At 59.6% G+C, this 12,888-nt stretch carries 9 protein-coding genes; 1 reads left to right on the top strand and 8 read right to left on the bottom strand.

What is annotated here, in order from left to right:
- Positions 1-103: 103 nt before the first annotated feature.
- Positions 104-994, top strand: coding sequence for a hypothetical protein (locus IH944_08630; protein MCH7904614.1), 891 nt, complete (start codon positions 104-106; stop codon positions 992-994).
- A 35-nt stretch (positions 995-1,029) separates the two neighbouring features.
- Here the strand turns inward: IH944_08630 and IH944_08625 are convergent, their stop codons facing one another.
- The 8 genes from IH944_08625 to IH944_08590 all read right to left on the bottom strand — a co-directional run bounded on the left by IH944_08625 (position 1,030) and on the right by IH944_08590 (position 12,759).
- Positions 1,030-2,217, bottom strand: a complete 1,188-nt coding sequence (locus tag IH944_08625; GenBank protein ID MCH7904613.1) for a pyridoxal phosphate-dependent aminotransferase — start codon at positions 2,215-2,217, stop codon at positions 1,030-1,032.
- 100 nt (positions 2,218-2,317) lie between these two features.
- Complete coding sequence (locus IH944_08620; GenBank protein MCH7904612.1) at positions 2,318-3,484, bottom strand: hypothetical protein; 1,167 nt, start codon at positions 3,482-3,484, stop codon at positions 2,318-2,320.
- 138 nt (positions 3,485-3,622) lie between these two features.
- Positions 3,623-6,142, bottom strand: coding sequence for a DPP IV N-terminal domain-containing protein (locus IH944_08615; protein MCH7904611.1), 2,520 nt, complete (start codon positions 6,140-6,142; stop codon positions 3,623-3,625).
- A gap of 111 nt (positions 6,143-6,253) precedes the next feature.
- Positions 6,254-7,531 (bottom strand): Gfo/Idh/MocA family oxidoreductase, encoded by a 1,278-nt coding sequence (locus IH944_08610; protein MCH7904610.1) that lies wholly within the window; start codon positions 7,529-7,531, stop codon positions 6,254-6,256.
- 115 nt (positions 7,532-7,646) lie between these two features.
- Positions 7,647-8,195, bottom strand: coding sequence for a hypothetical protein (locus tag IH944_08605; GenBank protein ID MCH7904609.1), 549 nt, complete (start codon positions 8,193-8,195; stop codon positions 7,647-7,649).
- A gap of 136 nt (positions 8,196-8,331) precedes the next feature.
- Positions 8,332-9,651 carry a Gfo/Idh/MocA family oxidoreductase gene (locus tag IH944_08600; GenBank protein MCH7904608.1) on the bottom strand — a complete coding sequence of 440 codons (1,320 nt, stop codon included), beginning with the start codon at positions 9,649-9,651 and terminating at the stop codon, positions 8,332-8,334.
- 455 nt (positions 9,652-10,106) lie between these two features.
- Positions 10,107-11,219 carry an alcohol dehydrogenase catalytic domain-containing protein gene (locus IH944_08595; protein ID MCH7904607.1) on the bottom strand — a complete coding sequence of 371 codons (1,113 nt, stop codon included), beginning with the start codon at positions 11,217-11,219 and terminating at the stop codon, positions 10,107-10,109.
- 196 nt (positions 11,220-11,415) lie between these two features.
- On the bottom strand, positions 11,416-12,759 hold the full coding sequence (locus IH944_08590) for a PD40 domain-containing protein (protein ID MCH7904606.1): 1,344 nt from the start codon (positions 12,757-12,759) through the stop codon (positions 11,416-11,418).
- Positions 12,760-12,888: the final 129 nt, after the last annotated feature.

The following is a 12,888-nucleotide window of genomic DNA, read 5'->3' as shown; positions in this document are numbered from 1 at the left end:
AGAGACCGTTCACGGCCGGCGGTCTGCACACGTGTCAGGCCGGGCCACGCGCCCGCGTCCTGAGGCACGCAAAGCCAAGATTCGGTAACAATGGGTGTCGACGATGGCGGAAGAGAAAATCCTCCTGATCCTAGGGGCAGGCGCGAGTCTGCCTTACAACTTTCCACTCGGTCGAGAATTGCTGTTTCAGACTGCGCATAACCTACACTCGACGACTGACGTGCAACGCCTGCTTAACCAGATGGGTCACGGGATGGATGAAATCAAACGGTTTGCTGACGAGCTAGTTGAATCCAATCAACCTTCGATCGATGCATTTCTCTACTACAGGGGAAATTATGAAGAGCTCGGCAGACGAGCAATGGCGGCAGAGCTAATTACGAGAGAACACGACAAGATGCTTCGACGCAGACAGCAGGAGGAATGGTATGAATATCTGTTCTCTCGCCTGGTCGGGCCAGTGGAAGATTTTCCAGCCAAACCTGTCGAGGTCGTGACGTTCAACTACGACCGCTCGCTGGAACGGTTTATTGAAATCGCAGTCAAGAGCAGTTATGGCGTCAGCGAAGAAGAAGCGTCAGCGCTTCGCCAGAAAATTCCAATACACCACATCTATGGCGATCTAGGGGCGCTCGGTGAGGAGGTAACAGCAGAGTCTCGCCCCTACACCCCAGAGCTATCAGCCGCTGTGGTCTCAACGGCTGCCAAGCGGATCTGCTTACTTGGCGGGGAACGGAGCGATACTAAACAGATTGCGGCTGCCAAAGAAATGGTAGGATACGCAAGTAAAATCGCCTTTTTGGGATTCGCGTTCCATCCGCTAAATGTCAAGCAGCTTGGAATAGTCAAAGAAGCGGATACACCCTGCATCGCCACGCTCTATCAAGCATCGACCAACGAAAGGAACCGTGTCAAGAATCTCTTTGCGAGGCCGATAGATACGCGTGACTTCGATTGCATCTCCTTGCTACGCCAAATAGACATCATCGGCTGAGGTGGCGTTTTGAGGCCTCTTGACGCGCGTGCAGCTCAATTGAGCGCTTCGCGCAGGATTCGCATATCGTCATCATAGGAATCTGCGCTTAGCGGGCCGAAGGAGAATCGGGCGAAGTGGTCCAGGCTGCTGCGCGCGGAGTCCGATCGCGCCATGTCGCAGAGGCGTCCCGGCAAGATCCCCGCGTCGTGTGCGAACAGCCTCTCGTTAAACTCGTCGCCCGTCAGGCCCATCGGCAGCTTGCCCCAATGATAGAAGCCGCCGGTTCCTGTATGAAGCTCGAAACCTAAGTCCGCGAGCCCGTCGCCGTACCGTTTTCTCTGCTCGCCATAGAATTTGCAGATCGCGCGACGGGCTTGTGTCACCCTCTCGCGCTGCAACAGTTTCGTCACGTATATCTGCGACGCTCGCGACACGCCGCCCATACCGAAGGACGAGTAGTTGCGGAAGATCTCGATGTGCTTTTTCGACGCGACCGCCCAACCAATACGCATTCCGGGCACCTGCAGGCCTTTGGTCGCCGCACCGATGACGAAGATATTGGTGTCGTCGATGTTGTCGATGTGCTTCAGCGCGCTCTCCGGCTCCGGATCGCAATAGAACTCATAAGCCTCGTCGATCAACGCGCCGGTTTTCTCAGTGGAAAAACGCTCCACCAGCGCCCGCAGCTCTTCTCCCCCCGTCGCAACGCCCGTTGGGTTGCACGGATTACTCTTGAGCAGGAAGACGCGGCTCGTATCAGGCAGCGGCTCTATCGCGTAGCTGTCCGCTGACGGCCGAAACCGGTTGTGCTCGTTGCTCGGAATAAGGTGCACCTTCCGGCCAAGAACGTTAAGGATGTCGTAATACGGTGTGTACTCGGTCTCCCCAACGGCAACCGTCGTATCGTCGAGTAGAAACGCAAGCGTCGCGAATATCGCTGGCCGGCCGCCGGCAAAGACCGCAATGTTGTCGGTGCTGATGCCCGCGTTGTAAAAATGATTGTAATAATCGGCGATCGCAGCGAGCAGCGGCGGTTCGCCTGTTGCCTTCGGGTACTTCAGGTCTCGGGAGTCGAACTCTATCGATTCCGGCAGCGGCGGCCCGCCAGGGATCTGCGTCGTGAGCGGGAAACCCTGCGCCCAGGGGTGCGTCCCCGGATCGCCCATGTACTTGCCGGTCGCGTCGGTAAACTTGAACAGCGTCTCATAGACGCCCATCGGAGGGAAATCGCGAAGAATCATAAGCTGACTTGTTTGTAGCTGCAACAGACCTTACTCTCTCTTGCTGTCGTGGTGCCCGTCCTTTTCTATGGCTTTGATCGCTGCCACAGAGATTGGCACGCTAGTCAATCGGCAGACGTCCGAACCGGATGGAAACAGACGCCTCATCGCGCTGCTGTTCGGAGAAAATGTCAATGGTCAGTTCCGTGGCGTCTGGTGGCAGATCAGGCAGCTCGCAGTAGTTTCCGGTGCCCCCACCGCCGGTTAGTCTCAGGTCCAGAGTGCGACCGTTCTGATCACGAACTCGCAACTCTTCACCCTTCCAGCCCGAGTACCTGTACCCGTCATACGTTATTGTCAGCGCCAAGACCTGCTCTGCAGGCCACGTGTGCCGCGATATTGACCACAGCACGTGTTTGACGTTTAGCCTTAGGCCGCCACCTTCTGACTCGTACTCCCGTTTCGATGGTTTGTCGTCCGGTTGTGGAACGGGAACGGTCACGGACGCGGCTGGCTCGGACGGCCACTTCGGAACGCGAATTCCGAAGTCGATTGTCTTGCTCCATCCAGGCGGGAAATACACGGAGATCAGTCGGGCCTCGTACGGTAATAGCTGATCCTCGTCCTGATGATAGGGTCTGGGATGCCAACTCGTCACGGGCAAGACGCGGCAGACCCTCCCTTCGATCTCTATGTTTTCCAGATCAAGTTCCTCTTCGATGCGCGTCCCCGGTGCGCTCTTGACGGTGAATAACACGTGACCGGATCGAGAAAGTTCTTGTATCGATACGGTTACCTGGTCCTTCGTTATCGAACTCGGCACTTTAGCTTGCGCAGATTCGTTTGCTGTGATGATGAAGAGCGCCACGATCAAAATACAGCCAACAGGGAGCCACCGTTGACGGACGACCCATCCGCTGATTAGAAGGACAACAAACAACGGCACGAGCAGGGTCCACGGAAAGTCGGCAAATGCTCTGTAGTAGGAATAGACGGGGACGCTCAAGGCGAGGAGTGCAATTGCCAAGGCCGCCGCAAGCAACAGGCGAAACTTCCGCGACGACGTGCGCGAGGAACTCCAAAGCGCAAACGCCACTGCGAAAAGGGCGGCGCCGCCTGCAAGGACCCATTCTGCCCGTACACGGGCCGGGTGAGTCCAATTCATCGCCTGCGTTGAAAGAAGAAGGGCGACGAACGCAAATAGCAGCGCAACAAACGACCAGCGTTTCTCGTCGTGCCGATCACCCTTGCTGTCGTTTTGTTCACCCGTGCTCGCGTTCGCAGGCATCGTGATCGGATTTTACCTGTACAGATTTCACATACTGACAGAGTGGAACAGGCACAAGCAAGCAAGCGTCTGGTCAGCGAGTGTTTTGAACAGCGCTAGATTCGGGGAGAGAGCCGGAGCCCTCTCCCCGCCCGTCGATCAGTCGTTCTTCTTGTCGTCCATCTCCGCCGAGGCGTCGTAGGTGTCGCCCATCAGGTGCCGCGAGAAGTACTCGTACAGCATCTGCCGGAAGTAGCCGCTCATCGAGCCGTAGCCGTGCCGCTTGCCCGGCATGATCATGAAGTCGAACCGCTTGTTCGCCTTGATCAGCGCGTCGACCAGCCGGATCGTGCCGCCGGGATGCACGTTGTTGTCGATTTCGCCCGTGACGAGCAACAGCTTGCCCTCGAGGTTCTCCGCCAGCTCGACGGTCGTTGGTACGCGAATCTCGAACTTGTCGCCTTCGTCCTCATCCTCATCCTGCTCTTGTTCTTCCTCCTCTTCCTGTTGCTGCTGTTGCTGCTGGCCACCGCCGCGCCGACCACGACCGCCGCGCCTGCGCCCGCCGCCTTCCTCCTCCTCTTCCTCTTCTTCCTTCTTTACAACGACTTTAAGGCCGTGGTTCCGCTCCGACCAGTTCGCGTTGTAGATGTTGTTGTCGTGGTTGCCCGACGACGAAACACCGACCTTGAAGAACTCATTGAACGGCGGCAAGAGCATTGCGGCCGCAGTCATGAACCCGCCGCCGGAGTGGCCGAATATCCCAACACGATCAATGTCGATCCAGTCATACCGGCCAGCGAGCTGCTCGACGCCGGTCTTCTTGTCGGCCAGGCCGTAGTCGCGCAAGTTGTAGTAGCCGTAGCTGTGGTACGCGTTCGATCTGCGCGGCGTGCCGCCTCGATTGCCGATCTGGATGACGATGAACCCGAGCTGCGCCAGCTCTTGATCGGACGCTGTCGCGCTGAAGCTGTTCGACACCGACTCGGTCTGCGGCCCTGGGTAGATGTGCAGGATGACCGGGTACTTCATGTTCGGATCGAAGTCGAACGGCTTCCACAAATTGCCGTAGATGTCCGTGACCCCGTCCTGCGCCTTGACGACGAACCGCTCGGGCATGTGCCAACCCATCTCCTCCAGTTTGCTGAGGTCCATCGTCTCCAGCTCGAGCACCGTGCGCCCGCGGTCGTCGCGCACGACAGACGTCGGCGCCATGTCCACGCGAGAAAACGAATCAACGCCGTACTTTCGTGATTCGGAGAGAGACAGCGAGTGGTTTGCGTCGCCGTGCGTCAGCATCCTTAGCCCAGAACCGTCGAGGCCGATGGAGTATTGGTGAGTGTTGTAGATGTTCTCGCCGGACTCCTTGCCGACGGCGCTGAACCACATGCGCTCAGCTTCTTCATCAACGCCCATCATCGTCTCAGCGCGCCATGTTCCGGACGTGATGACGTTCTTAAACTCGCCGTCGTGCGAGTACAGATAGAAGTGGCCCCAGCCGTTTCGCTCCGACCACCAGAGGATGTCGCCGGTGTTGTTCTCGCCGACGTATCGAGCGCTGCCCCGCTCCAAAGCCGCGTCCTCGACCGATTCGGTGATGAGCACCTTGATCTCCGCAGTCTCCATGTCGTACTCGCAGAGTTCGAGGTTTCGCTGCAGCCGGTCGCGCCGGACGAACCGTAGTTTTTCGTGCCCCTCTCCGGTCCAGTGGATGTTAGATATAGTCTGGTCCGTCCACTTGTGAACGTCTACCTCTGACAGAGAGCCATCGATGTAAACATAGAGCGTGGAGAGCTGCACGTTCTCTTCGCCGGGCATCTGATACTTGTAGACCTCCAGCGTCGGGCGTGGGGTGGACAGGGAGTTGATGACGAACAGGTCCTTGACTTCCCGCGCATCGGATCGCACGATGGAGAACGCCTCCGAGTCCTCCGACCAGTTTGCGCCGACGCGCGTCTTGCGCTCCTGTTTGTCGCCGAGCGTGTACGTGCGGTAGTTGACGCTGCGGAACTCGTAGAACTGCTCTCCGTCTTCCGTCAACTGCGTTGCCTCGACATCGTCCTCCTTGTCCTCTTCGTCTTCCTTCTTGCCGAAGTACAGGTTGTAGCCCTGCATGTAGACGAACGTCAATTTGTCAGGCGCAACGGAAAACGTTGGTCGGTTTCTGTTGCCTCCTTGGCCGCGCTGCCCTCGGAAGCCTTGCCCCGGACCGCGAGGCGGCGTCTCATCTTCGTCTTCGTCCTTCTCCACTTTCTTGAGCGTCTCATCTTTAAGGTTCCACTCGTACTTTTGGTCGTCGACGGTGAACGTGATCGCTGTCTCATCTTCGTCGTACTTGATCGACGAAAACGGCAGCTGGTTGCCGACCACCGGCTTTTTTCCAAGCTCTGAAAGCGCCCCGGCGAGCTTGTCGTGATCAAACGCAGGTCGCTTCGACTTCTTGCTCGGGTCCACGAACATGAACCGGCGCCCGGTGGACTCGTTCCAGACGTACCAGAACTTGTCCGACTCGTTGATCCAGCTCGGGCGGACCGAGGTCGAGTAAACGAATTTTCGCAGTGCAGAGCCGGAGTACTTCTCCTGAAGGGTCCAGTTTGCGCCGTTTGAAGAGCCCTGTGCAGCGGCTGCCGCGACCAGAGCGAGCAGTATGATGCACGTCAGCGATCGTGATTTTGACATATGAGTTCACCTAGGTTCTTGAGCAGCCCCACCGCTGCCCGCCAACCTGTACGCCGATCCTACCTAATGCCCGTTGCATTGTTACGGTTCGGAACAACTCACACCATAAAGCTATCGCGCGTGGGGGAACCTTTCCCAATCCCTCGGCTCGCGGTCGAGCATGCTGTTGGCTTCGCCGTCGCCGATGAACTGCTCGTTCTCAGCATCCCAATTGAGCTTTCGCCCGCCGAGCCGGAGGCAGATGTTGGCCATGTGGCACACGGTGACCGAGCGGTGGCCGATCTCGGCAGTGCAGATCGTCAGATGGCGCGTCCGGATGCAGTCGAGGAAGTTCAGCGCGTGGCCGTTCGATACGTACAGCCGTTCAGCGTCATCTGGCAGCGGCTCATCGATCAGAGCCTGGTCGCTCGCGCCGATCCGTCCGCGGCTGACGAATATCCAGCCGTCGTCGCCCTCGAACGTCACGCCGTTCTCGCCCTGGTTCGTGCAATGCAGGACCACGTCGTTCGGGTACTCGTAGAAGAGGTCGTACTCGGGGAAGGTGGTGTAGTGGAACTGCGAAATTCCAGAGGGCATCATGGCCGAGCCGTAGACCGACATCGGTCCGCTGCCGTCTGCGCCGATGCCCCACTGGGCGATGTCGTTGTGGTGCGCGCCCCAGTCGGTGAGCATCCCGCCGCTGTGGTCGAGCCACCAGCGGAAGTCGCCGTGGACGCGCTCTTTGCAGTACGGGTTCTCCGGCGCCGGGCCGAGCCACATGTTGAAATCAAGGTCGTGCGGCACAGGCAACGACTCGAACGGGCCGCCGGTCGGGCCGGTCGGGAGGTGGGTGACGACCTTGTTCAGCTTGCCGATCCTTCCGTTGCGGACCAACTCGCACGCGAGGCGGAAACGACCGTTGGACCTCTGCTGGCTTCCGGTCTGGAAGATCGCGCGGTTCCGCGTCGCCGCCCAAGAGACTTCGCGGCCTTGGTTGATCGTTAGCGTCATCGGCTTTTCGCAGTAGACGTCGAGCCCTGCGTACATCGCTGCGATCGAGATCGCCGAGTGCCAGTGGTCGGGAGTGCCGATCACGACCGCGTCGAGGTCCTCTTTTGCGAGCATCTCGCGGTAGTCGCCGTACTTCCTGGTGTCCGTGCCAAAAGTATCGGCGGCCTCCTGCAGGTGCTGGCCGTCGACGTCGCAAGCCGCGACGAAGTGCGCGCCCTCCTGGTCGTGAATGTATCGCGAGACGCCGAGCCCCTGCCGAAAACCGCCGCGCGACCCGCCGGGGCCGATCACGGCGAAATTGAGCGTGTCGTTCGGGCCGATGCGCTTCGGCCGCCGCAGAAACGTCTCTGCCTCTGCCGCCTCTGCCTTGCTCGTGAACCATGCCGGCAGCGTCACCATGCTCGCCCCGACCAGCGCGTTTTTCAGGAACGAGCGCCGCGAATATCCGTTGTCGTTTGCCAAATCCGTGTCCTCCGTGCGGAGGTTAGCCTATTTGGCGGGAGTCAAATCAAGCTCATGGCGTCGAACCGCCGCCGCCGCCGAAATCGTGATCGCTGACACGGGAGGCCTCTACTGTTACAAGTGTGCCGTTGCTTCCACGGACGACGATAATATCGCCCTCCTCGAAGTAGGTCGTATGCAGTTCGAAGTCAGAGGTTTTGAGGTCCATGAATTTGGTCTCTCCGTAGTAGAGCCCAAAGCTGAGAAGAAGCGATTCTTCGTCGATGAAGACAACCGTCCGAAACGTGTGGCCTATGCCGTTGGTCGTCACAGAAATCTTTGCTGGAAATCCCATGAAGGTCCGAACCTTGGGTGCCATGATGCGCTTGCCCCATTTGCCAGCGTCTCGCTGCTTGAGGAGCGCTGCTTTATCTTCCCCTCGGAAGATCGTGATCTTGTCGTGCGCGATCGTAGCGGTCGGAAGAATCAAGCCGTCGAAGTCCTTGAATACATACAGCTCAATGAGGAACTGAGGGGGGCTGTTCGCCAGTTCGGCTCGCTGCGCGTACGCGAGGCCTGCGACGCTCGCAAGGACGAGAACCGATAAACTTCTAGACCACATACGGATATTATATCAAACTCGGCGGGACTCAATCGCGAAAAATCGCCGTGAGCAACCGATGTCATCCTTTAAATCCGTGTCCTCCAACAGCGGATCGGCATATTCCCCAGCCATCAACGCAACATTAAATGTGCGGCTACAGCTTCCACCCATCGCGGTAGGTCGGCGTGATCAGGTCGTTGAACTCGTCCGAGTTGCGGACCCGCGTGCGGCGGGAGTCCCACTCGACCTTTTCGCCGTCCGCCCAGATCGCCAGGTTGCCGAGCAGCACGGTCTCTGTCAGCGGCCCGGAGTAGTCCACGATGTCGGACTTGGCGCGCTTGCCGTCGTTGATCGCGTCGACCAGCTCCTTGAAGTGGCCGGGAGACTCCTCGACTTCGACCTCCGGCAAGTCCCCGCCACCAACGATGACCGTTCCGCTGCCGTAGGTGTCCGGAGTGTAGAGCGTGGCGTTCTCGCAAACGAATATGCTTCCGTTACCGCCAGTTGTGATCCCAGGCGTTAGCTCAGGATCGGGCTTCTTGCCGCCGTCGTACCAGTACATCGTCAAGGCCGCGCGACCCCGTCGCTCGGGAAATTCGTACTTCACCTTTGACCACACGGGGTACGTCTCTCTGTTGTTGCCCGATGTCTCGGCTTGTACGGAAGTCGGATCACGGAGGTCGAGCCCCATGAACGCGAGGTTGATCACGTGGCAGCCCATGTCGCCGAGCGAGCCGGAGCCGAAGTCCCACCGTCCGCGCCACGCGAACGGGTGGTACCCGTCAGCGTAAACGCGGAACGGCGCTGGCCCGAGCCACATCTCCCAGTTGAGCGTGCGCGGGATCGGCTTGACATCGGGGCGACCGACGCCTTGCGGCCACCAGCCGCTCGCGCGGTCGGTCCAAACGTGCACTTCCTTGACATCGCCGAACATCTTGTCCTCAAGCATCTTCGCCACTTTCCGAAGATCGGTCGAAGCCGTACCCTGGTTGCCCATCTGCGACATCACGCGGTTGTCCTTTGCGATGCGCTGCAGCATCCTCGCTTCGTGCAGCGTGCGCGTCAGAGGCTTCTGGACGAAGACGTGCTTGCCCATGCGCATCGCCAGCGCGGCGGCGGGGGCGTGGTTGTGGTCAGGAGTGCTGATGACGACCGCGTCGATCTCCTTATCCATTTTTTCGAGCATCATGCGGTAGTCGTTGAAAGCGCTGCACTCGGGGTGCTGGATCAGAGCCGTCGTAAGGCGGCCGACGTCAGCGTCGCAGAGGCTGACGAGTTTGCCATACGTGTTCGCAGATGCCATGTCGGAAGCGCCCTTGCCGGCGACGCCGACGACGGCAAAACGCGGCAGACGACTCTGGACTCGGTAGGTCGTCGTGCCGGCGACAACCGACGCAGGAAGGCCGATTGTCATGCCGACTCCGGCTATCGCGGACGCCTTCAAAAGATCGCGGCGGGACAGTTTCTTGGACATAAGACTCCTCGCCAGAAGTATAACGCTTTGACTGCGGGTCTGTCGATCTTCTTGTTTAGGATCAAGGTGCGGTGTGCGACGGATGAAGGAAGAATATGGGCGGTGTGCCACGGTCAGGCCCGAAGGGTTTGTCCGTGATCGGGCTTGTGCCACGGTCAGGCCCGAGGGGTTTGTCCGTGATCGGGCTTGCAAATTGCGTACCTGCGTCGGAAGGCCCCGACCTAACCTCCCCCGGTCACGACGATTCGAGGCGTATGTCAGCCAGCAGACCGGGGGAGGGATTCGGAGCGCGGGCATTCTCCTGAGCCAGTCGAAGGACGGTACCCCGGTCCGCGAACATTCTCCTGAGCTCAGCCTGTGCTGAGCTCAGGATGACTGCGTCCGCGCACTCCGAAAGCCCATCACCCGTCACCCGCGACCCGTCTACCGAACTTCCGAACCAACCGGAACGCCCCCTAAAGCATAATCACCGATCGGATCACATCGCCGGTCTCCATCTCATGGAACGCGTCCTCGACGTCTTCGAGCGCGATCTTGCCGGTCACCATGCTGTCGAGGTCGAGCTTGCCGGTCAGATACAGGTCGGCCAGCAGGGGGAAATCGTGCGAGGGGAGCGCGTCGCCGCAGTGGCAAACGCGTAGCGACGCCTTGTTCCAATAAACGCCAGTCGCGAAGTCGCCGAGGTTGAGGTTGACCGCGTCGGTCTCCGCCGGGAATCCGATCGTCGTCGCCGTGCCGCCGTAGGAGAGCATCTTGATCGCCTGCTCGGTGCAGGCCGGGACGCCGGTCGCCTCGAAAGCGAACTCCGCGCCTCCGTCCCAACCGTCGTCGGTGAGCTTGCGGACCTCCGCTACCGGATCGACTTTGCTCGCGTCCACCACGTGCGTCGCGCCGAACTTCTTGGCCCAATCGAGCTTCGTCTGCTTCAGGTCGACGCCGATGATCTGGCGAGCGCCCATCAGCTTCGCGCCTTGGATCACGCTCAGGCCGACACCGCCGCAACCGATGACGACGACGCGCGCACCGCGGAACACGGGCGTCGTGTTCATCGTCGCGCCGACGCCGGTGACGACGCCGCACGCGATCAGGCACGCCTTGTCAAGAGGCATTTCGCTCGGCATCTTGATCGCGGCCTTGCTGTGCACGACTGTGTGGGTCGCGAACGTGCCGCAGCGCAGCACTTGCGAACAGACAGCGCCGTCGGACTTGCGGTGGATGCGCGGGCCGGGCCGCAAAGCAGCGTAACAATGGCGCGGATCGCCGCGCAGACACGCCGGGCACTTTTCGCAAGGCGCGCGATAAGCCAGCACAACGGGATCGCCCTTTTGTAAATTGGTAACACCCTCGCCGACCTCTTCGACATACCCCGCGCCCTCGTGGCCGAGCACGATCGGGAACTCCATGCCGCTGCCGCCCAGGTTCTTGACCGTCAGGTCGGTGTGGCACACACCGCTCGCCACGAGCTTGACCAGAACTTCGTTCGGGCCGGGGGGATCGATGACGATGTCGCGCACAACAGCCGGAGCGCCCGGCTCTTCGAGAATGGAGGCCCTGCCTTCGTAAGCCATAGGCGAATCTTAGCAGAACCGTCATCCCGAGCGGACCGAAGGAGCACGGTTCAGGGGCGGTTGCTCACCTCGAATCTCACGATTAGAAAGGTGGCCCAAAAGCCGTCTACAGCCCGGCAGATACCCCCAATCGCGCTCCTTCGATCCACTCAGGATGACGATTGGGGGCACTGTCCTGCCACTCGCCGCCTCACGATCAATAGACGATGATCCACACCGTCTGATCGAAGCTGATCAGCCATGGGTACGAGAGCACAATCCCAGCTTCTTTGTAGCTGATCTTGGCTTTCATCTGCCTCGTGCCCGCCTCGATGAACCGTCCCGGGTCGACCGTGATGCTCACCTCAACTATCGAGTCCGCCAACGTAGCGATCATGAAGTCGACCTCTTCCCACGAGCTTGTGTCGTAGTTCCACAGCTCGATCCACTGGCCGATGTTGTTGATCTCGGCGTGGGCCTCTACTCTGATCCGAAGCTCGCTCGGCGTTTCAGTCGGAGAAGTGCCGACGACGATCAGCTGCACTTGTCGCTCAGCCTGGTTCAGCGTGATCCCCGGCCTAACCCGCATCCAGCTGTCGTCGCTGGCTAGCAGATCGCTCAACCCGCCGCCGGTCAGAATCCCGCGGAACAGAGAGAAGCTGTCCGGCGAGACCGTCGTGGTCTGCGCCATCCCGATGGAGGGCTGTGCATCGTTGGCCGCGTTGTTCGTCAGCCGCGTCTGCCCAGAGCCGTCGGCGTTCATGATGTAGATCTCACTGTTGCCGTCGCGCCCGGACGCAAACGCGATCTTCGATCCGTCCGGGCTGAACGCAGCACTCCAATTGGTACCCGTGTGATTGGTCAGGTTCGTCAACCCAGAGCCGTCCGGGTTCATAACGTAGATCTGAAACCCGGCGCTGCGGTTGGAGTCAAACGCGATCTTCGACCCGTCAGGGCTGAACACAGGGCGCTGATCGCGACCCGCGCTAAAGGTCAGCCGCGTCACTCCTGTGCCGTCGGCGTTCATGATGTAGATCTCACTGTTGCCGTCGCGCCCGGACTCAAACACGATCTTCGACCCGTCCGGACGGAACGCAGGAGAGGCATCGCCAAACAGGTTGTTCGAAAGGTTCGTCCGCCCAGAGCCGTCTGCGTTCATGACGTGGATTTGTTCGCTGAAGCCCTCCCAGGCCTGAAACGCGATCTTCGATCCGTCCCAGCTGAACGCAGGATTGCTATCGATGATCTGGTAGTCGTTCGTCAGGTTTGTCTTCCCGGTGCCGTCCGCGTTCATGACGAAGATATCCGGGCTACTCGGGCCAGACGATCGGTACACGATCTTCGACCCGTCCGCGTTGAACGCAGGAGATATATCGTCAACCGCGTCGTTCGTAAGGTTCGTCAGCCCGGAGCCGTCCGCGTTCATGACGAAGATATCATTGTTGCCGGGGCCCACGCGCTCGGAATGAAACACAATCTTGTCCTGGCCAGTAGCTTGCACGAGCGGAGCAGCCGCTATTGCGGCCAAAACGACTACCAAATACTTAGACGTCGGTCTCATCAGTCCTTTCGAACCTCTCTAGATCTAGCCTCCGCATCCTCCAAATGGGAGGCAAAGTACACATCTAAGTATACCAACCAACCGTCGCCCGAGCACCCCCGCAAATATACCGAAGAACCACCGCGTCGA

The sequence above is a fragment of the Armatimonadota bacterium genome (assembly GCA_022563855.1).
Classification (GTDB): domain Bacteria; phylum Armatimonadota; class Fimbriimonadia; order Fimbriimonadales; family Fimbriimonadaceae; genus JADFMN01.
This window is presented reverse-complemented; position numbering and strand designations above follow the sequence as displayed.

What these genes read in the sequence shown, in the direction of transcription:
- IH944_08620 (MCH7904612.1), bottom strand. Translation starts at nt 3,484, where the DNA reads ATGCCTGCGAACGCGAGCACGGGTGAACAAAACGACAGCAAGGGTGAT.
- IH944_08630 (MCH7904614.1), top strand. Translation starts at nt 104, where the DNA reads ATGGCGGAAGAGAAAATCCTCCTGATCCTAGGGGCAGGCGCGAGTCTG.
- IH944_08615 (MCH7904611.1), bottom strand. Translation starts at nt 6,142, where the DNA reads ATGTCAAAATCACGATCGCTGACGTGCATCATACTGCTCGCTCTGGTC.
- IH944_08625 (MCH7904613.1), bottom strand. Translation starts at nt 2,217, where the DNA reads ATGATTCTTCGCGATTTCCCTCCGATGGGCGTCTATGAGACGCTGTTC.
- IH944_08590 (MCH7904606.1), bottom strand. Translation starts at nt 12,759, where the DNA reads ATGAGACCGACGTCTAAGTATTTGGTAGTCGTTTTGGCCGCAATAGCG.
- IH944_08610 (MCH7904610.1), bottom strand. Translation starts at nt 7,531, where the DNA reads ATGGTGACGCTGCCGGCATGGTTCACGAGCAAGGCAGAGGCGGCAGAG.
- IH944_08600 (MCH7904608.1), bottom strand. Translation starts at nt 9,651, where the DNA reads ATGTCCAAGAAACTGTCCCGCCGCGATCTTTTGAAGGCGTCCGCGATA.
- IH944_08605 (MCH7904609.1), bottom strand. Translation starts at nt 8,195, where the DNA reads ATGTGGTCTAGAAGTTTATCGGTTCTCGTCCTTGCGAGCGTCGCAGGC.
- IH944_08595 (MCH7904607.1), bottom strand. Translation starts at nt 11,219, where the DNA reads ATGGCTTACGAAGGCAGGGCCTCCATTCTCGAAGAGCCGGGCGCTCCG.